Origin of the sequence: Sphingobacterium sp. UGAL515B_05, assembly GCF_033097525.1 — a bacterium.
Taxonomy (GTDB): domain Bacteria; phylum Bacteroidota; class Bacteroidia; order Sphingobacteriales; family Sphingobacteriaceae; genus Sphingobacterium.
On the sequence record NZ_CP109907.1, the window covers coordinates 1,505,192 to 1,527,540 of the forward strand.

General features: G+C 39.7%; 13 protein-coding genes. 3 read left to right on the forward strand and 10 right to left on the reverse strand.

The features are described 5' to 3' along the window. Window positions 1-48: 48 nt before the first annotated feature. The 10 genes from OK025_RS06120 to OK025_RS06165 form a co-directional block, all read right to left on the reverse strand. Window positions 49-2,526 (reverse strand): phosphocholine-specific phospholipase C, encoded by a 2,478-nt coding sequence (locus tag OK025_RS06120; protein ID WP_317668715.1) that lies wholly within the window; start codon window positions 2,524-2,526, stop codon window positions 49-51. A 142-nt stretch (window positions 2,527-2,668) separates the two neighbouring features. Next, window positions 2,669-4,198, reverse strand: a complete 1,530-nt coding sequence (locus tag OK025_RS06125) for a SusD/RagB family nutrient-binding outer membrane lipoprotein (RefSeq protein WP_294345801.1) — start codon at window positions 4,196-4,198, stop codon at window positions 2,669-2,671. A 17-nt stretch (window positions 4,199-4,215) separates the two neighbouring features. Beyond that, window positions 4,216-7,554, reverse strand: a complete 3,339-nt coding sequence (locus OK025_RS06130) for a SusC/RagA family TonB-linked outer membrane protein (protein WP_317668716.1) — start codon at window positions 7,552-7,554, stop codon at window positions 4,216-4,218. Between the two features lie 3 nt (window positions 7,555-7,557). After that, window positions 7,558-8,514 carry a FecR family protein gene (locus tag OK025_RS06135; protein WP_317668717.1) on the reverse strand — a complete coding sequence of 319 codons (957 nt, stop codon included), beginning with the start codon at window positions 8,512-8,514 and terminating at the stop codon, window positions 7,558-7,560. Between the two features lie 56 nt (window positions 8,515-8,570). Beyond that, complete coding sequence (locus OK025_RS06140; protein ID WP_317668718.1) at window positions 8,571-9,125, reverse strand: RNA polymerase sigma-70 factor; 555 nt, start codon at window positions 9,123-9,125, stop codon at window positions 8,571-8,573. 296 nt (window positions 9,126-9,421) lie between these two features. Further along, window positions 9,422-11,005 carry a DUF3843 family protein gene (locus OK025_RS06145; RefSeq protein WP_317668719.1) on the reverse strand — a complete coding sequence of 528 codons (1,584 nt, stop codon included), beginning with the start codon at window positions 11,003-11,005 and terminating at the stop codon, window positions 9,422-9,424. Between the two features lie 271 nt (window positions 11,006-11,276). Then, a complete protein-coding gene (locus OK025_RS06150; protein ID WP_317668720.1) occupies window positions 11,277-12,077 on the reverse strand; it encodes a tyrosine-protein phosphatase in 801 nt (266 codons plus the stop codon). Between the two features lie 174 nt (window positions 12,078-12,251). Next, entirely contained in the window at window positions 12,252-14,228 is a 1,977-nt protein-coding gene (locus tag OK025_RS06155; protein WP_317668721.1) for a hypothetical protein, read from the reverse strand. A gap of 90 nt (window positions 14,229-14,318) precedes the next feature. After that, window positions 14,319-15,023: a hypothetical protein gene (locus OK025_RS06160; RefSeq protein ID WP_317668722.1), complete on the reverse strand. Its 705-nt coding sequence runs from the start codon at window positions 15,021-15,023 to the stop codon at window positions 14,319-14,321. Window positions 15,024-15,182: 159 nt separating this feature from the next. Then, a complete protein-coding gene (locus OK025_RS06165; RefSeq protein WP_317668723.1) occupies window positions 15,183-16,262 on the reverse strand; it encodes a clostripain-related cysteine peptidase in 1,080 nt (359 codons plus the stop codon). Window positions 16,263-16,469: 207 nt separating this feature from the next. On the opposite strand from OK025_RS06165, the gene OK025_RS06170 reads away from it, so the two are divergent. The 3 genes from OK025_RS06170 (at window position 16,470) to OK025_RS06180 (ending at window position 22,343) form a co-directional block, all read left to right on the forward strand. Beyond that, the gene (locus OK025_RS06170; RefSeq protein WP_317668724.1) at window positions 16,470-18,074 is read left to right on the forward strand and encodes a fimbrillin family protein; all 1,605 of its coding nucleotides are present in this window, start codon (window positions 16,470-16,472) and stop codon (window positions 18,072-18,074) included. Window positions 18,075-18,111: 37 nt separating this feature from the next. Further along, window positions 18,112-19,539, forward strand: a complete 1,428-nt coding sequence (locus tag OK025_RS06175; RefSeq protein WP_317668725.1) for a fimbrillin family protein — start codon at window positions 18,112-18,114, stop codon at window positions 19,537-19,539. Window positions 19,540-19,625: 86 nt separating this feature from the next. Next, window positions 19,626-22,343 (forward strand): TonB-dependent receptor, encoded by a 2,718-nt coding sequence (locus OK025_RS06180; RefSeq protein WP_317668726.1) that lies wholly within the window; start codon window positions 19,626-19,628, stop codon window positions 22,341-22,343. Window positions 22,344-22,349: the final 6 nt, after the last annotated feature.

The following is a 22,349-nucleotide window of genomic DNA, read 5'->3' on the forward strand; positions in this document are numbered from 1 at the left end:
AAAGAAGCACCGCCAAGAGATGCTACTTATCAATGAATTGTTAACTTATTATCCCAATTGTGGATCCGTTTTCGAATGATTACCCGTTTCTACACGACCAGCAAACTGGCGTGCAAATTTGGTCCCCTCCACGTGCAAAGTAACATCATACCAACCGTGGGTTTTATGAGATTCTACAATCCACTTCGTAGATTTCCCTGCCGCAAGTACAATAGATTTCTTCCAGGTGCTGTAAGCATTATCTTCTACATGTACATGAAATGATTTTTTCCCTTTGTTATGGACCTCCAGTACAAGATTACCCGTCAACAAACCTTTCTTCCCGATTTCATACGTCGCTCGAACAGATAAGGGTTCCTCCCGTCCTTGAAATCCACGCATAAAACCATTAGGTCCGTACACAGTCAAATCGTAATGGTGATCTTTAAAGTCCCCCAAGTTCCATTCAAAACTTAGTTCCTGACCTGCCATAACTGCAAACGGCCAAAATTTCACGCCCTCCTTATAGCTCGGTCCACTATAGACATTAAAAGGACTACTGAGCGATTTACTGCCAAATACCTTATTGCCAACTTCTAGCGATAGATGAAACTGACTGTGTTCCTTAGCAAAAGAGTCTTTGACATAAAGTTCGTAAGCCAACGCGCTGGAGTTTTTCTGACCTTTCTCCTGTCTTGCCAGTAAAGTGGAATGACCTTTAGACCGCAATCCTGCGGCATCCTCTTTCGACCAAACATGAAAATTATTAGGTAGCGGTTTCGATTTCGCCTGGTCAATGGCATAGATCTGCTGATTCCGATCGAGGAATGGTAAATCAACAGCATTCGCTCCCTCAGCTTTCCGAAATATCGATGTCAAATCACCTGTAATGGCCCGGCGCCACGAACTGATATTCTCCTCTTTCACATGCTTGCCCAACTTTTTCTCAAAGAAATGCTCCATAAACTGAATCGTCGACGTGATATCGCAAATCTCCGAGTTGACCCAACCGCCTTTTGACCAAGGTGATGCCACAATCAGAGGTACACGGTAACCGAGCCCCACTGGACCTTCCGTCGCATTACCCTTTTCTTCCCCATCGGCAAGCTCCTGTGCTAAACTCACATATTCACCGCTATAATCTAACTCCGGTGAAGTTTTTCCTGAATGGCTATCTGCTGGGTTAGGGGCTACAAAAGGAGGGATATGATCAAAATAACCATCATTCTCGTCATAATTCAGAATAAAAATAGTCTTCTTCCAGATTTCGGGATTTTCTGTCAGAATATTCAAAAGCTCCGATACATACCAAGCTCCATACATGGGTGCACTCGGATGATCTGAGAAGCTTTGTGGCGCCACAAGCCACGACACAGCAGGTAACTTCCCAGATTTCACATCATGTCTAAATTGGTGTAAAACATCTCCCTTAGGAACAGTAATCTTTTCACCTTCATGTGTCACCACGCTTGTCTCACGATAGAAGGAATCACCCTCATTCGTCTGAAAAGCGCGCTCATGCAAGGCACGCTGTTCTTTAGGAAGCTGCTGAAAAGCATGATCCGTAAGACGTGCCAAATGTTTTTGATAGCTATTCAGCTGCTCCTGCTTCTGCTTGAGTTTATTCTGTGTTTTTTGTACGCTCTCGGTATTATTATTCGCTAATGCCTTTTCTAGTTCTTGAATTTCAGCGGGTAATTCTGCAACACGTTTACGCATAAAATCAAGATGGCTTTTCTTGAATTCAATGTGATATTGTGCAAACCATTCCAAATTATTGTCCGTGAAATTTCCCAACAGATCCTCACCGTCTAAGCCGCTTTCTATGCTGACTTCATTTTGGTAGACTTTCCAGGAGATCCCTGCTTCTTCCAAGCGTTCCGGAAAAGTTTTCCAATGTGCCCAACGGTTAAAATAGATATCTGAATTCCGCACCAATGGCTTAGCCCCTTTATGTGGCACACAGGTTCCCGTCCAGAAGAAATGCCTATTGGTTGTTGTACCCGTAATAGATGAACAGAAGTGCTGGTCGCAGATGGTAAAGGCATCAGCCAATGCATAATAAAATGGAATATCCTCACGTGTATAATACCCCATGGTCAAAGGAATATCTTTCAGGACCTTCCCGCCTGGACGCTTCGCTTCGATCCAGTTATCATGTTTTCCCTGATTACGGGCTGCCATCTGGTTTTCCCAGGAATGTGGTAAATTTCCGGTCCAGGCAGCATTTGAGTTTTTGATATCCAGTCGAAACGGCGAATAGGTCTTGCCTGCAGCCGAGGACTGCAACCATACAGGGTTACCATTAGGTAATTTAATCGCCCGTGGATCATTGAATCCCCGAACACCACGAAGTGTTCCAAAACTATGATCAAAAGAACGATTCTCTTGCATTAATAATACAATATGTTCGGCATCTAAAAAGGTACTTCCTGTTATAGGTTCAATCGCCAATGCGCGCTGTATGGCATCTGGCATAGCACTCTGTAAGCCAAAAACACCAGCTAACAATGAAGCCTTCTTGATAAAATCTCTTCTGCTATCCATAAATAAATTTGTTCTCTCTCTTATAAATTCAATGGTTACAACGAATATATCTATTCGCGGTCTTTTTTTATGTAACGTTTTTAACAAACAATCCCCGCAAACGATTGATCTCACTTGCGGGGATTGTTTTTTTTCGAAGGACTTATTTCAAAAGCCACATCAATTGGTTGATCTCATCCTTACCCCCATATTGGCGGGCGAGTGCTTCATCCAGATTTTGTCCGTTATAGTTGTACTCACTGGCTGGATAGCGCCAACGAACTGGTATTTTGGTTGGATCATCCGCATTTAAACTAGATGCTGGATTGATTTTCCATTTTGGGTAACCTGTACGACGATAATCGTAATAGGGATTTATTCGTCCTTGCAAGAAACTAGCTAAATACTTTTGCGTCATAATTGCCTCAATCTGCCCTTCTTTAGTAGCAGGGAATTGATTACCATAGGAAGCAGTAGCACTGGCGATATAGGCCCCATCCAAAGGCATATTGTGTGTGTATTGGCTAGTATTTGGAGTGTTTTCAGCAATGAATTTCATTGCTGACTCAATACCTTTTTTATACCAATTGACTGAAGACTCTGTAACCCATCCTCTTGCAGCTGCTTCAGCAATTACAAAACATAGATGCGCATAGCTGTACTGTTGTGTCGGTTCGCCACTTACTAGCTCGGTATAGCGATCATTCAATTTAGAATAGTCGTTTTTCTTCTTCAAGTCCGCAATATCGCCAAATGCCAATGATGGATCAATACCAACATATGCATCGAAATCACTCACTTGCTTGCCATTGGCAATTTGCAAAGCTGATGGATTTGCATAGAAAAATAGCCTTCTATCTTGATACTGCTTCAAACGATCGATAATCTCCGTAGACACAACAGGATAAATAACGAAACTATTACTGATTTTATAAAAAGGATAGGTTTGACCACTTTTATCCGAGCGTACTAACTGAAAATTATCGGCATTCGCTGTGAATATAGGCTTGTTCGTTAGAATCGATTGAAACCGTCCCTTTAAATTCAAATCTGCATCAGCTTCCTTTTTGCTCAATTGGATCAGTACATTTAACGCAAAACTGTTGACGAGCTTTCTCCATTTTGTTATATCTCCACCATACATCGGATCGCCTGCAAATTTTGCTCCGCTTGCAAAGAGCTGATCTGCTTTTTCTAATTCATCAAGAATACCCAAAAAGACTTCCTTTTGGCTGTCGTATTTTGGAAAATATGTTTTGTCAGACTCCCCTTTTAATGCTTCTTTATAAGGTATATCTCCAACACTCATGGTAGCCTCATAAAATTTTACAGCCCTAGCGAAATACATTAATCCATTGTAGGAATTTGCTAACACATCTGTCGAAGCATACTGTCCCATAAAGTGGGCATCATTGATTGCATTCATCGATATACTCCCTTCACCGAATCCGTTATATTGATACCCTTCAACTAATTCCGTCCATGCAATCTCCTTTGTTAATAAATAGGGCTGCATAAATGATTTCTGAGTAGGCTGGTTCGCTAAATTTAATATGATACGAGTCGCTAACATCGAAGAATTCACTTGAACAGGAGTTTCCGGATTCGTGTTTATCTCATCAAATTTTGAACAACTTGCCAATGAGATTAAACTCCCCATGGCAATATATATACACATTTTTTTCATTTTCATCTTAATTTCACTGGTTTTTAGAAAGTTACATTTAAATTAAAACCTATGTAACGCATAGATGGCGAGTTCAAATCTTCTGAACCTACATCTGGATCAGAAAAACGGTATTCTTTTGTCCAAAGAAGCAAATTCTGCCCAGTAACACCGACACTGGCACGCTTAGCTTTAAATTTAGATGCCAATTTCTCAGGGACGCGATAATTGAGCGATAGCTCGCGAAGTTTAATAAATGTCTCATCCCAATAATTACGTCTTCCAGAATACGCAGATTTCCAATAGGTCTCATAAGAAACTACTTTATCATTGTCTGCAAAAACACGCGTGTCTTCTGCAATTTGTCCGTATTTATCATACGTAACACCTCCTGAAACGATCTTCACACCAGGTGCAACAAACGTTTTATTACCATTAACGACCTCTTCGTAACGATATGGATTGTCTGAATCAGGATGCGCACCAGTCTGCCATAAACGAGCGTTCATACCTGAATAAGACATTCCTTTTATTCGACCGTCAACACTCAAAGAAAGCGAGAAGTCTTTGTAACGAAATTGATTTGTCAATCCACCGAACCATTTTGGTGCAGTATAACCATACAACTGAGCAGCATATTTTGCAGATATTGGCATTCCCGAAGCATTGTTAACAATCTGACCGTCAGGCGATCTTTCCCAATCCTTTACTGTAATATAATCCGTCCTAGCTCCCTTTTTAACGTATAATGCATCTGCAGAATAAACAGGATCAAGCTTGTGGAAGAATTCCAAGTTTTGCGACATATTTAAAATAATATCCCATTGGAAATTTTCCTTTTTGATAGCAGCCGTACCCAATGTAATTTCATGGCCTTTGGTCATTTTCTCCTCTTGCGTATTAATTAACCGCGAAGTAAAACCTGATGACCCCGATATGGTTGCATAAGTTGTTACATTATGTAGTAGACGATAATAGCGGGTATAATTACCATAGAATCGATTTTTCCATAATCCAAAATCAAAACCGAACTCTGTTAAATCGCGCTGCGTAGGTGATATGGAGTAATCCTTGATTGAATTCGGATAAGAAGCGGTTGGCAATCCATCCCACACATTGTTGCTAATTGTAAAGGCCTGGTTTATTTCATATGGAGAAGGTACTGTCTTCGTAACGGCCCAAGATCCACGGATTTTAAACATATCCAACCAAGCTGGCTTATTTCCTATAAGATCACTTACGACTATACTACTTGAAACTGAAGGATAAAAATAGGAACGTTGTTCTTTAGATAAAGCCGAAGACCAATCGTTACGTCCTGTCGCTTCTACAAAAACAGCATTACGCCAGGAAACAGAAAGGCGTCCATAGGTGCTGTTGACCATTTCTTTTGTTTTACTTTCAACAGTCGACACTGGATCAATTGAGTTTCGAAGTGAGTAAAAGCCTGGAATCGATAACCCATTGACTGTCGTAGCTGTAACTGCATTGTCACGTCGATAAAAAAGAGCACCGCCCAATAATCCGTCGAAGCCAAAATCACCAACTTTCTTTTTCGCTGTAAAGATTACGTCATTTGTTGTACTAAAACCGTCTTGATTTTGCATCCAATACTTTCCTTTACTGTCAAAGCCGGAATATCCGCCCCTCGTACCATAAATCCCCATTGGATTGCGTTGCTCTCGTCTTTGTCCATAATAATCATATCCTGTACGTACCATAAGTTTCCCCCAATCAGAAACCTTATAATTCAAGGTCAAGGCAGCGTTCATCTTATTAACCAGCTCAGGGGTAACCTTCTCATAGGCCGTTAAATAAGGATTATCATACCAAGCTTTATACATCCAATTTTGAGATTGATCTTTAATCAACCAATAATCTTTGTAATCCTGTAAATTATACTCAGGCCCGGTCCACACGAGAATATTATAAATATATCCCTGATCATTATATCCTGCGCCAAAATTACTTGTTGCTGAACGACGGTTATATGCAAGACGCGTTTCTATATCAACTTTTTCGCTAATCTTAGTCTGCCCAGCGACAGACATGTTTGTCATATTCAACTTTTGGTTTGGATATTGCCCTTTATTATAGATATGATTTATCGATGTTCTAATACTTCCGTGTTCACCCTGATTGGTAAAACTGACGGAATTATTAGATATAAATCCCGGCTCAAGGAAATTCTTAAAATTGTCCTTGCCCCGTGAAAGCAACTCCATCTCTTCTAGTTGTTTTGTCTGTGGGTTCCATTGTTTGGCTGTACGCCCAATATCCAGTTTATCTCCCCACACATAATCATCATTATTAAACTTTCCTCCTTCACCTGAAGAGTACCCATGTTGTACCTCGGGCAAAGCTAGATAACCCGAAAAAAACATGTTATTGCTATTGACGGAGATCTCCGTTCCTTTTTCCGCAAGTCCCTTTTTTGTCGTAATCATAATGGCGCCACCAGCCCCCATGCTACCGTACAAGGCCGTTGCGGTTGCACCTTTCAGAACGTTCATATCTTCGATATTATCTACCGGCACATCACGTAGAGTAAGATTTTCATAGGCGACACCATCGATCACCAAAATAGGTGTTAATCCCCTTACTTGGATTTGGGGTGTACTGTTAAACTCCGTACTGTTCAAAACACGGACACCCGAAATACGTCCGGTCAATGTGGTTCCTACATCAACCCCCTTTACACGCGTCAGATCATCACCTTTAATGCTTTGCGTTGCATATCCCAGTGCTTTTTGTTCTCTCTTTATACCCAGTGCCGTTACAACAACTTCACCAAGCTCTTCGGAAGATTTGCCTAACTTAATAACATCAGCATTTGAAGCGGATACTTCACTTGTTTGATAACCAATATAGGAGACCAATAAAATAGCATCGTCTGCCACATTGACAAATCGAAAAGTGCCTTGCTGATCGGTCGTTGTTACTTGTGTACTGCCTTTAACACGTACGGTTACACCAGCGATAGGCTGCCCCGTTTCTTGATCTACAACCCTACCATTGATCTCTTTGGCTGTATTAGAAACCGGTTTTTCGTTTTTCACCCTTGCATCAGCGCCGGTTTTTCTCGAGATCACATAAAGCTTTTCATCAATTTTTTTGACCTCAAGATTTCCGTCCGAAATCGTCTGTATAAATTGAACAATTTGTTCCTTTTTCAATTTATCAAGGTCAGCGGATTCATTGATCTTTTGGTTCGAGATCGAAGCGTCATAACCAAATTTAACGTTGAATTTCTGTTCCATTCGCGTGAGGATTTTCCCGATTCCTTCACTGCTAGAAAATTGTGAGGCCATGGTCTGAAGCGCGAGCGTTTGGAATAGCAAAGCTCCTCCCATGAGTTTTAAATAGTAATTGGTTCTTTTCATAAATTACTTTTTATGGATAATTGTTTGATTAAATGCAGTATTGAGCATCTTGAGCGACTTTTCCAAATCGCTAGCCGGTAGATAACCGGTATAACTTTCAGTCCGGAAGGAGTCTATCAATTCGAGTTGGCTATCCGGATAAAGATTATTTAGATCATCTACTATCTGCGTGAGTGGAACTTGATTAAATGACAAGAGATCACTCTTCCAGTTCGATGCAGTGCTCGTATCCGTTTTGGCTACATCAAATTGTCTTTGTCGCGCATCATAGGCGACTTTTTGGCCAGGGGTAACAAATGAATATTGCCCGCCGCGCGAAACGCGTACTTTACCATGATTCAACACCAGACTGCTACGCCCCTCAGAACAATTTAAATTAAATGCTGTGCCTAATACACGTACATCAAAGTCCCCAGAACTGGCAATTACAAAAGGTTGTTCAGCATTCTTAGCCACCTCAAAAAATGCTTCCCCCGAAAGCTTTATCCGACGTAAACTATCTGCATCAAAATCTGACAACAATTCAATATGCGCACCTTGCCGAAGAGAAACATGTGTACCATCGGGCAATACAAGTTGCTTAACAAATTTTGTCGGATTGGAATAATGAACAATTTCAGAAGCCCTAGTCACATGTTGTTCCTTAAATTTAAATTGAAATAGGCAAGCAAGACCGATAAACAGTAGGCAAGCGGCAGCGGAAATGACAGACCAACGTCTTTTCCAAATAGGTATTACGGGCGGCGTCAACGAGGTTCCGGTGATTGTAAAGAAAATATCTTCAGAAATTGTTTTGTTCAGCTCACAATCACGATCGTCTAGCGCAACCACCTCTTCCACATCCGGAAGCTCATCCCTCTCACAAGAAGTCAGCAAATCAAGAAATATGGTGTTTTCCTCGGGACTAAGTTCTCCCTTAAGGAATTTTTTATATAAAGCAGCTATTTTGGAATTCATCATCTATGCCCATCTTTAAATACATATACGTACCTAGATGACCGGAAGACGATGCGGCTCTAAAAAATATTTAAAAAAATCAATAGGGCTATTGAAATCTCAAAATGATCAAGAATATATTGGCGCACAAACTTATTTCCTTTAACCAGTTGGTCACGGACCGTATTCACAGATATACCGAGCCTTTCAGCAATCTCATGATTATCCAAAAACTCTTCTTTACTCAAAAGAAAAATTTCAAGTCGCGATTTTGGGAGTTTTGAAATGGCCTCGCGATAAACTCGCTCCAAATCTTTAAACCGAATAGCTTCCTCATTTGAATTGTCTACCAATTTGGTTTGATCGATATCTGTAGCCTGAAATTGGAATCTCACCTTTTGTTTCCGAAGCTCATCAAATACAAGATTGCGGGCAATCGTATAGAGATAGGATTGTGGATTTTTATCGCCGTCCAATTCTGCCCATTTTTTCCAAATTCGGGAGAATGTTTCCTGGACCAAATCTGCGGCAGCTGGTTCTTCTTTCAGGTGTAAATACGCATATTTATACACTTTGTCCTTATACAGCAAGAAGAAAGTTTTAAAATCCAAGGCATTATTATTTTCAATAGGCATGCTTCATCACTTATAATTGATCCTACAAGTTTAGTGAGAATTTTTTAAAATATGCCCATGAAATACACAGGATATACGACCTACAAACCCAAGGCTAACAAGTGATAACGATTTAGTTATAATCAATTTATATTAAATTAACACAAGTGCATGGAGTATTCGATCAACAAAATAATGGTCAGGAGACCACGCCATCTTCTACAGCAAAGAAAAACCTGACTTAAATACATAAAAAAATTCCATGACATGTATGCCATGGAATTTTTATTTATTTCTATTGATTACAATACTGCTTTCTATTTTAACAACGGAAATGGTCCCAAGAAGTAAGTCGCTCGTTTATAGAAACGGAGAAAGAAATCAAGTACCGCATAGTCCACTGGAAAGAAAAATTGCTTATCCACTTCCGCCTTAAATAGATTGACATAGTACTTAGGCAACTCGCTCGGAAAGAAATCCTCAACCAAAAGATTCAAAAAATATCGTGCATAAGGCACGTCATTTTGATTACCTTTCTCCACAAAGTCGTTATTTTTTAATGGAAAAAACTCTTCTATACCACCAAAAACTTCTAATCCTGTCTTCGGATTAAAGAATACCGTGACTTTCGCATCTTTTGTAAGATCCAAATTTGATTCCGGAAGAGGAGACTCCTCTTTGCCCGGATATTTTTGTTGATATTTTTTGAAGAAATCCGTTGCAAATTCCTTCACGTCTTTTCCTTCCATAAACGCAACAGCCGCCTTATGCTCAGACTGGAATAATTTACCCATATCTTTCAGCTGCTTTTCTGTTTTCTTCAAGCTCTTATCCTTGCCATTCAAGGCCTCAATGCGATAAGTCATCTCATATTGTTCCGGTAAATCAAAATTTACTTCGTCGGTATTGACAACGGTCATAATTCCTGACAGATTCCAGGCATCTTTCCATGGTACAATTTCCATATAGAAAGATAAGGCTTCTGTAGGTTCAACAAATTGCTGTATAGAGTCCTTAAAGATTTTAAATGCAGTCTTTGTACCGATATGTTTTACATGCACATAAAGCTCGTCCGTTTTTACATAGTCAAAAAAGCTATTAATACGATTACCTAAGGTTTTGACAATATCATATAGCGCATGTTCTTTGCCAATCACCTCAGCTACAAATTCAGATGCCTTCAATGCAAACAGATGTAGCCTATAATTATTGAAATGATTATCTCGAACACGATAGACCATCTGTTGTAACTGATTCTGATCGTGTTGATATCGCCCTATCTCCGCAACTTGCATCAAATGATTGAGATTGGTGTTATATTCACCTGCTGTCAGGTAATTTGTAGCGACAAGCTTTTCAATAAAATTACGGACTTCAAAATAGTTGGCCCCTTCGTCCAAAGCATATTCTAGTTTTAACTTTTCATTTTCAGGAGCAACTTCATAATGTTCTTCCAAGATCGAATAGGCCAAATCTGTAACCAATTGAATCAGACGGCCACGGGGATCAATAAACAAATGTGGGTTACGTTCACTGAAAAACAACCAGGTCAATACGGCAATATCTTCACTATTGATATCCTCAGCATAATAATCCGTTAGGTCATTATCACTATAAAAAGGTAAAAGTTGATTGTATAGTTCTGTATGGATCGTCCTAAAAGCAGCAAAAATTCCTGTTTTTGCAATCACGTCTTCTAAGTAACAGGTCAGATAGATACTCAATGTCTTTAAAGCATCTGTATGTATAAGATCATTTGTCTCTTGCTCCTCAAACCATAATGTAGATAAACTATCATTGATTTCATTTGCAACACGTAAATAATAACTATCTATTTCATTTGTTTTTTGATAAGTATGGTGTGCTATCCAGTCTTGAATAAAAATTCTATTTCCTCTCATATGAAAAATGCTAAAACCAAAAGTAGCCAAATTTTCGAAATATCCATACGGGCAAAACACAAACACGTTCGAAAATAATCTACATTAACTAAAGCACCCACAAACAGCAGGTAACATCCAAGAATCCCTCGTAAAATTTTAAAATACGTCCTTACTGTAAAGTAGATTAACTGGACTAAAAACAGGCAGTATCTGCTAGGAACGATAAAATTGTCACAAAAAAAGAGATACCTTAAAAGGTATCTCTTTTTCCAATGACTATAATTTGATGCTAGCCAGTAGCAATTACATTCTTACTAGTTCCCAAATGGTCTTGCAAGGTCGGATTCAATATGGTACATGTTTTGAGTAAATCACGTACAGGATATTTAGCCACCACATCTTCCAAAGCGGCCAAATGGCGTTCATGATGTGCATCTGAACCCACAAAATCATACATTCCAGATTTAATCATCGTTAAAGCTGCAGATTTTACTTCAACACCATAGTACCTGCTGATAGATAACAAGTTTAACTGTAACATGCAACCGGCGTCCTTAATCTGTTTATACATATTAAAGTTATAATGATAATAATTATAACGTTCCGGATGTGCCAAAATAGGCTGGTAGCCAAGATTTTGTATATCCAATATGGTCTGAAATAACGCTTTGGATTCTTGTAAATAGGACATCTCAATAAGTACATATCCACCGGGCATAACACAGAGTTCATTCGATCCGATGAGATTCACTATTCCGTCATCTATCATATGCTCAGCTGCAGCATAAATTTCCGGCATATTAGGCAGGCCAGCGATGCCAGCCAGTAATTTGTCCTTCGCAGCTTCAATCGTACGAATCGAATTTGGATGTACGCCATCCATAATATGCGGTGTACAGATAAATTTCTCGAAGCCCATTCGGCCAAGCCCTTTCAACAATACTAATGATTGTTCAATTGATTGACTTCCATCATCTATTCCAGGAAGGATATGGTTATGCATATCTACCTCCAAGAAGGCCAATTTACCGACAACCTTTACTTTTGATTCCTGAGTTTTGTTTCCAAACAGTTTTGAAAATATCCCCATATCGTGATGTATAAAATCGTTTTTTGTCTGTTAACTTAATTTATTAAACGTCAAAAGTACCATAAACAAAGCAAACGATCTTAATATTATTTTAACATTATAAAAATATAACCATAATATTACAAAAGAAACCCAAACAATGGTGCAATAAAATTGTTTCGCACCCTATTTTAGTTACTTTTTATTTAATTCAGCCAAGATTTGATCAAGTAAATAACTGATCGCACCATCACTGGTCTGCGGCAATCTTGTCGACATTTCAACTTCGGCACGGTTACCCACTACGCCCTTTGAAGTAATTGCGGTACTGCCATATTGATTGAGTTGTGCCAGTGTTGTTTCCCATTGTTTACCAGGTGCAACCCCCATTTCCTTTAACATTCCAGGTAGCTTTTGCAGATCCATAGCCGCAGACATCTTATTTTGCTTCATAAGCTTCACAAAATCCTTATTTACAGAAGCGTTCATCTTATTCTGACGGATATCATTCAAGGCCAACGAATCATTACTGACCATTACCAAATCCTCTTTCAGGAGAACATACATTGGAAAGTCCTTGGCTTTCTGTTTTGAAAAGGCATAAATGCCGTCATAGACCTGCCCAACTTGCTTTGAAACGGCAATTTCCAACCCCTTTTTTATCAAACGTTGATCCTTTGATGTAAACATCCAAATAAATACAGGAAGTGTTTCTTCCTTCGTCTTTTTCACTTCGGTTGCATTGTAATCATCGTCGTAGGTGTAATCGATATAGTCTTTTTTGAACTTCCGAAGACCGTTCACGACAACCAAATGGTCTCCAGGCATCACCTGAGCAATGGCCTTTTCATCTAATGCTATTTCAAGCGCCATCAGCCCCCACTCCACAACATCTTGTTGCGGACCAAGCAAACCACTGTAATACTTAGCCATATAAGCCGGCATTTCTCTTAAATACGCTTCTGAATTAATGTTCACATTAAAAAACCCCAAAGTCTTATCGGTTAAATATTTACTGAACTTCGCATTGGGTTTTCTCGCATACATTCTTTTTGTCATCTCTGCCAAACTTTTATCTAAGCCTACAGACCCTTTTAACTTCAACACATTTCCTTCTTGCACTAAATCCAATAGACCATCTTGATAACCGGTCTTGAACTTATCCAGTTTGATCCCCATGTAATAATAAGGAAGAGAGGTGGTATAAGGCAATAGACCACGATATAGATCCTCTACATGAGGAACATACAATCGAATAAGTCCCAGATTTTTTAGAACTTTCTCCTGATCTGAAATTGACAGGGACTTATAATTTCCTGAAAGCAAACGGGACGCTTCATTCAACAACCATTTATCGCGCAAACCAGTACGAATAGAATCATTTTTTCTGTTTTGATCTTCATAGGCCGTATAAAGCGAATCATAATAACTGGGATCATGCATTTCAACGGGATCACCCGCAGCGATATCAACAACCGGTGGTAATACTTCCGTCGCAGCGGCCGCGATTGTATCGGGTTCAACGGCAATAGCAACTGGCGGTGCTACCGGAACGGCAAGCGGTTTTTCATCCTCATCCCAAACCTCGGCAACTGAATCCACAGCGGCAACTGTCGTATCTGCCCATGCATCATAATCGTCAGACGGGCGCGCGACGTAATCCACCTTTTTGATTCCATACCGACTAGCAATTGAATCATTGTCTAAAAAGGTGGTATTCGTCGTCGCCGAAATAAATCGAGCAATCCGATCATTATAGACCAACATGCTACCTGGTTTTAGACCGACGCTTAAATATCCATTAGCAAATGCTTTCGGCTCACCAGCCTCATGAAGCAATTTCTCAAATTGCCCTTTATTGTTTAAAGGAAATATGAATTCCGTAAAGCTTATACTGTCAGTTTTCCTTGTATAAAAATAAGCGGTCTGAGACAGGTCTACACCTAGATTTTTAATATCCCTATTTGCAGGAATTCCCGACTTCTCAAAAAAACCAGTTTTCTGAAGCAACTCGTTCAGCTTATTTGCATTAGCCTTCTGTACAATATCTTTCATATTGAAAGCCGCAATCATTTCTGCATCTTCGGGGATCTGTTTGATCAAGTCCTGCGCCTTTATACTTGTCCCAAAAGACAAACAGGCTAATCCTACCAATATAAATTTTGATTTCATTTTATAATAATTTTTCAGCTACACCCAACCTATGCTATAGCAGCGCTTTCAGCAACTAAATATGGTCTCGGTTTCACCAACGTTATTAGGTTATTTTGTTAATGTGATTTTATTTGCCAAGCTCGATTTACCATATACCAAATCCATAAAAGGTAGCTTTAGCAAAACTCCTTTCTTATTTCCGGCAACCTTTGCCAGGCCGTTTGCCTGAGATGCTATCGGTTTTTCAAAACGAATAATCTGTGTATAGAATGCATCTGAAAACTGGGTGGTATTATCGCTTCCCAACTGATTGAATTTTGTCTTCCAGTCAGCAGAAGCTACAAATTTGCGCTCAAACACATTAGTCTGTGCATTATAATGATAGCGGTTTGAATTCGATATCTTTGTTTTAAATCGATTTGCCAATATATCTGAAAAGGCATTCAACGATTCTATCTGACTAAAATCACATGAAATATTAACGATATAATTGGTAAAATCCGTTGTGTATTGCACATTGGAAATTCCTTTAGTCTGTTTCAGTAGTTGAACAGCAGAGCGGATCTCTTTCTCCATATCGGCCTGAGAAGGGATCTGAATTCCCTTGATACTTTTCATCTTCATTAAAGAAGCTACCTTGGTTTTGCTTTTACTTAAATTCAATGTCGCTGCAATATGCCCAGAACCATTCGTTTTTAAGTCGATCTGCTCAACAAAATCAAAGCAGCTCGATAATGTAAACGCCATTACAACGGCACAGATCATCGTATAAAATCTTTTCAATTTTCCTTTTACTTTAAATACTTCTTCCATTACAACGTTGTAACGATTAATAATTTGTCAAATCAATATATGTTTTGACATGAACAGCAAACATTGTGCTATTTTTTTCCTATTGACAAATTTATTAAAAACGAGAACGCACTTTACTACCTGATTTCAGGGAAAAGTGAAGAAAATGATAGCTTGCTTTTACTCCTTTACAAAAGAATTAAAGCCGCTATCCTTAGCCCATTGAAGCGTATTATAATAGGGATGTATCCACTTATTTAAATCATTGGGGACATAACAGGACAATCCGGAAAATCGCAAAATGGGTTTACCTAGAAAAGTTGCCGTATTCGCCTTATAGATAACCAATTTCGACACTGAAGCCTCAATAGTGGTTGTCGCAGACGGCAAAAAATGCTGATGAACAAAATCAAGAAAATCAAAACCTGCCGACAAGGATTTTTCATCAAAATCCAGTCGCTGTAAGTTATCGCGATAGATCCTTGTGAGCGGGGCTCTGGTCAGTGCATCGTGAACGTTATTTGCAAGATCCGGCCAATATGCATTATTGACCACAGAAATAGTCGCAGATCGATAGCGTCCTGTCAACTGATTATAAAAATTAAAATATGTTTCCGCAGTAGATTTCAGTCCACGCTCAAGATCAGGGTCGACCAAGTTCTTTAAGACCAAATGATAAGGCATACTTGTTGATAAGACTTCCGCTGGAGAAGCTATTGTATACTTGGCCTTGTCGCGAAGTTGATATAATACTTCGACACTTGCCATGGAACAGGCGTCAAATAGGAGAAAGTCCAGGCCCGAAGGAATGATTTCCTGCAAATCGCGAAGCTCAGTTTTGTTACCCCTATCCTCATTAAACGACATTAACTTGACCCCAACATTCGGCAACCAATTTGTTGCATGTGACCACAGGACAAGCCCCGCTGGGCGACCTCCAACATAGGATTTCATGGTCTGCAGAATTTGTTTCATCACAACGGGATTTGCTGAATCCTGATCACCATACGTTTTGATGACCGTGCTCTTTATTTCTGAACTCTGATCAGCAACAATTTTATAGATTTTAGGCGTAGTACCAGCCAATGCCGCATATACATACACATCAGCATCTAATCCAACCATTCCCTCTTCCATTGCATTAATACTATTGTAAGCATCTGAAACCAAGTTATTATTGGCCCCGATATAAACCAACACAACTCTGCTATCTTTCTCTATCGCAGTATCTTTTTTGTCATTGCAACTATTTAACAGCATAAGAAATGGCATGCAAAACACCAAAAATATTCTAAACCAGATGGGATTCATCAAAACACAATTAAAATCGCAACAAATATACCTAAAAATCAAACTGATACATCAACCAAACATTTAATTACACAAAAGAATATAAAAGCTTCACATTAATTTAACTTAACTTAAGTATTTTTGTCATTACTTTATTAACAAACACTAACTATCAATATGATTAACAAGATCATAACTATTCGAAGACAGAATATGTTGCGAATAGCTTATTTTATGATTGCATTGCTTACATTTAATTCATGTCAGAAAACTGAATCTCGAATTGAGCAGGCTGCAGTACAATTTACCCCGACTATTGTCGGTCAAATCAACACAAAAGCTACCGGAACTTCCTGGGACCAGAATGACCAAATCGGTGTATTTATGTACAGATCAGGTCAACCTTTGGCATCAGCCACTCTTATTGACCAGGTCAACAATCACTTGTTCACTTTTAAAGGTTCGCTCTTTCAAAGCAGTAGTTCAATCTTTTTACCCGCAGAAAAAGTAGACTTCATTGCATACTATCCGTACAAATCGTTAACAGGTTTTCAATATCCAATCGATTTAAGTGATCAGTCAAATCCAGTAGCTTTAGATCTGATGTACGCAAACAACGCCAAAAACATCGATAAAAGCAACAATACCATTCCGCTCACTTTCGTACGACAATTGAGCAAAATCAGCATTAATCTATCTATTACCAATACCGCTGCTTTGGAAGCAAACCAAATTACGGTAAAGATGCCGGCCATAAGCACACAAGGAGAATTTGACTTAACAACGGGAAAACTGACTGTTAACTCGACTGACAAAAAAGATATCCAGGGAAAAGTAACTACAAACGCCAATAAAACTGCCCGTGTGGAATTTATGTTGCTTCCCGGTGAAGATATCACTGGAAAGGCGATCAAATTTGTAGCCTCCAATGGCGACAGCTATACATGGACCATTCCACAAGACCAGAACTTAAAAAAACTAACTGCCGGAAATCAATATAGTTTTGATATTAAAATTGATAATGGTAAGCCAAGTGGTGGAATCGGCGATACCCAAGCCTATCTGGAAATTCCCAAAATGAGCAAGCTAGGCAATGATGAAGTATTTATACAGCATTTCATGCCCGACGCGAGCGACAGCAGAAACTATGCGATGCTCTATGACAAAAAGTTAAAAATGGCATATTGGGTAGCTTACCCATTATACAGCAGCATCCTCGGATCGGGCAATCGTACCGATGCTTGGGGATATGACCCACAAGTCTCTACTGCGTTTCAACCTAATCTATTTAATGGTTTCAAGCCAACAGGCTACGATAGAGGCCACCAATTGCCAAGTGCAGACCGCAACTTAAATACCACCCAAAATAAAACAACGTTTTATTTTACCAACATGACAGCACAAGCTTCACGTCTCAACCAAGGGATATGGGCAAACCTAGAAACGAAAGTCCGAACCTGGACGGCACAATGTGACACGATGTATGTCGTCACAGGAGCAATGCCTACCACAAGCACCAACACCGTGTTGGACTTTGCGCAAGACAACGACGGAAAAGATATCGCCAAACCCAAATATTACTTCAAAGCATTAGCCATGAAGAAAGGGTCCGAATATTATACTCTTGCCTATAAGATAAACAATGAAACCCCTCCTTCAGGAGTAACCTTCGAAAATTATAGATTGACGGTAAGCGATCTTGAAAAAGCAACCGGCTTCACATTTTTTCCTGATCTAAATGATACACAAAAAGGAAACATAAATACCTCTATTTGGAAATAATTAATAAACGATTTAGTCATATCAATTTAGTTTAATTATGAAAGTAAACCAACTTTTATTCCTAGCGACTGCGGCAGCTGCCGTAACCAGCTCTTGCCAAAAGGCACCTGTTTCAGAACAAGAAATCACCAAAGCAGTGACTTTTTCGTCAACAATCTCTAACCAAGTGACCACAAAAGCTGCTGGCGCAAACTGGGAAAGCAACGATGCAATCGGTGTTTTCATGAAAACCGGTAGTGGTTTAAGCAATGTATTGGCAAGCAACAAGCAGTATGTAACGACAAAAGGAGATGGAAATTTTAACGCAAGCAGCACTACGGAAGAAATCAATTACCCAGCTGATGGTTCCAATGTAGATTTTATTGCCTACTATCCTTACCAAACAACAATCACAAACAACATTTATCCGGTTAATGTAGCTGATCAAACCCAACAAAATAAAATTGATCTCTTATACGCTAATAACGTAACTGGAGCCAACAAAAATAAACCGAATGCGCAACTCCAATTTGGCCACAAACTCAGCAAAGTCGAACTGACTGTTGCTGCTGGGACTGGTGTAAGTTCCCTATCAGGTCTTACGGTAACCTACAATGGATTTAATACTACAGCGAACTTCGACCTAGCAACTGGCACATTGGCTGCTGGCGCTAACCCAGCTGCGATCAAAGCAAAAACTACAGCCGGAACATCGTCAACATTAGCAGAGGCCATCTTATTACCTGTAGCTAACGTTGCTGGTGCAAAAGTTGAATTCAAAATTGGTAATGAAACCTATACGTGGACTTTACCATCATCAACAACTTACGAAGCCGGTAAAAAATACAGCTACAATATCACCTTGCAAGAACAGGCTGGCAACAATGCAGCTATTGTGGCGTCTGGGAATATTACAGACTGGACCGATGTACCTTCGGGTTCATACGTGATCGGTAAAGACGAAGATAATGGTGGTACAACTGATCCTGTAGAACAAACATTGTATGAAGAAGATTTCGGGACAACCCCATTAAGTAAGGATGAAAAATTTAAAATAGCTGATTTCAAAGGCTGGTCGAATACGACCGTTACATATTCCGATCAATATGCAAAAGCGGATATTAGAACAACTGGGACTATTGTAAACAATCACGTATGGTTGCCTACTACAGGTAATTCAGAGCTGGCTATAGAAGGAATTAATACAGAAAAATCAAGTAAATTAAAAGTTTCGTTTGATGTGGCAATTGGGACATCAAAGGATTTCGACCTGCAAAATCTAGCAATCATATTTAACGGTCAAACATTCAATCCTGAATCTAAAATGATTCTTTCTGCAGATGCAAATAAATTCATTAATGTAACAGTAGATCTTTCTACTGCAACTACACTTTCTGCTAACTCAAAATTATCCTTCTTCTCAGATATCCAGACCAACAAAGCTGGTCTTCGCATCGATAATATCGTCTTAAAAGGCTTAAAATAAATACAATAAAAACATCCTCAAATGCAACACATCTAAAATGTGTTGCATTTGTCATCTAAATACATTTCACTATTTAACCTCAAGCTATGTATAAAAAATACATACTTTTTGCCCTCTTATCTGCTGCCAGTACACCTATATTTGCCCAAAGGGCCAATGTACAGGGTATTGTCCGCAACCAGGTGAGCAAAGAACCTTTCTCCAATGTACGTCTCGTCTTTGAGAAAAATCAAAAGTCGGTCGTCACCGATTCCAAAGGGAACTTCAGTCTACCGAAGTTAAACTCGGGTGAGGAAACTATCCTGATCACAGGTGGTAACATCCAGGAGGTCAAAATTACCGTTCAGATCCCTGCCTCTGGCCTTCTCAAAATGGACGACATCTACGTCCTTCCAAGTACCGACAATGATAATATGGTACAGTTGAGCATGGCCGCCGATGATCTATTGGATGATGACAACGAATCTTTCGACCAAAACATTGCTGCCAAGATTATCCTTTCTAACGACGTATACGTCAACAAAATTGGTTATCAGCTCTCTCAATTCCGTTTTCGCCTCCGCGGATACAACAACCGCTACGAACAAAAATACATCAACGGCGTACACTTCAACGACCAATTGCGCGGAGTCTTCAACTATGCTTCCATCGGTGCCATCAATGATTTGACCCGAAATGGAGACCAAGACAATGCTATGGACGCCTCGACCTTTACATTCGGCTCCATCGGCGGTTCCGAAAATATCAATATGCGCGCCAGCGCTTTCGCCAAAGGAGCAAAAGCAACAGCCACATACACCAACCGCAATTATTATAGCCGGGGTATGCTGAGCTATTCAACGGGACTAATGGACAACGGCTGGGCATTTACAGGCTTACTCGGTGGTCGCTATGCGGATAAAGGAAATATTGAAGGTACATTTTACAAAAACTTCTCCTACGCACTTTCCATCGAAAAACAATTCCAGCAAGGTAAACATAGTTTATCATTGGTCACCTTTGGTTCACCGGTAGAGCGTGGCCAACAATCGGGTTCTTTTCAGGAAGCTTATGACCTCCTCGACAACAACCTATACAACCCCAATTGGGGCTACCAAGACGGAAAAATCAGGAATTCGCGTGTCGTCACTGCTTATGACCCTACCGCAATCCTTTCACATATCTGGAAAATCGATCCAAATACAAAACTAACGACAGGTATATCGCTGCACTATGGCAAGTATGCCAGTACAGCATTAAACTGGTACAACGGGCCGGATCCTAGACCAGACTATTACCGCAATTTGCCGAGTTATTTTACGGATTCCATTACCAATCAGTTCTATACGAACTTATGGCAATCGGCCAAAGTATCGCAAGTGGACTGGGACAATTTATACCTCGTCAACAAGCTCGAAAATAAAATCAACGATGGTGCAGCCATCTACATGTTGGAGAAACGCCATAGCGACCTATTGGAAAGCAGTTTTAATACCACGCTCAACAAAACAATCAATGAGCATGCTAAACTGACGCTCGGTATAGGCGCCAAAGGTTCCCAATCGCAACAGTATAAAACTGTAGCGGATCTACTGGGCGCCGAATATGTACTGGATATTGACAAATTCTCTGAACGTGACTTTGGACAAAATACAGGTCAGAGCCAAAACGACTTGTTAAATCCCAACTTTAAGGCACGCAAAGATGATATTTTTGGATATCGTTACAACATCAATATCAAATCTGCGAATGCTTGGTTACAAAACGAATACACGTATTCGAACATCGACTTTTTCTACGCTACACAGCTTTCTTACACCAGTTTTCAACGCGTAGGCTACATGAAAAATGGACGCTTCCCGACCAATTCTTATGGTAAAGGGCAAGAACACCATTTTTTTGACTATGCTTTCAAGGGTGGAATGACCTACAAATTCAATGGCCGCCATTTATTAAACGCCAAAATTAGCTATCAGACCAAAGCACCATTGGCCAATGATGCTTATATCTCACCAAGGGTAAGTGACTTTACTTTTGAAGACCTCAAAAGTGCCAAGATATTCTCTACAGACATCAGTTATGTCTTCTCCTTGCCGAAACTAAATGGTCGTTTATCGGTCTTTCAGACCAACTTTACAGATCTCATCAGCCGACAAAGTTACTACAACGATGCCGCCCGTACCTTTATCAACCATGGACTAAAAGATATGAACCAGGTCAATAGAGGTATTGAGCTCGGATTGACCTATAAAGTTGACAACAATTGGAGTATTGATCTCGCAGCAACAAAGGCTGAATACTATTACAGCAACAACCCAATGGGAGCACAAAACTCCGAAAATGGATTGATCAATAATGAACGCGAGATGGTGTACCTCAATAACTACTATGTTGGTGGAATGCCACAGACCGCAGGAACTTTAGGAGTCCGTTATTTCGTAAACTACTGGTTTTTTGGCGCTAATTTAAATTACGCTGGCGATATGTATCTATCGAAAGCTCCTCTTCGTCAGTTGGCATCTAACTACAGCACCATCAATCCGTACGATCCGGAGCTCGATAATGCTTATCATATCCTTACTGATCAAGAAAAGTTCAAAAATAGCGCAACAGTCGATCTATCAATCGGTAAAATTCTTTACCTGAAAAATCGCAATTCAATGAACTTCAATTTAGCGGTCAATAACGTCTTAAATAACAAAAACATCAGAACTGGAGGTTTCGAAAATGCACGTTTGGATATTACTGCAGCAAATAAGTTTGCATCCAAATATTATTACATGCAGGGAATCAACTGTTTTATGAATGTATCCTATAGATTTTAATCTCGA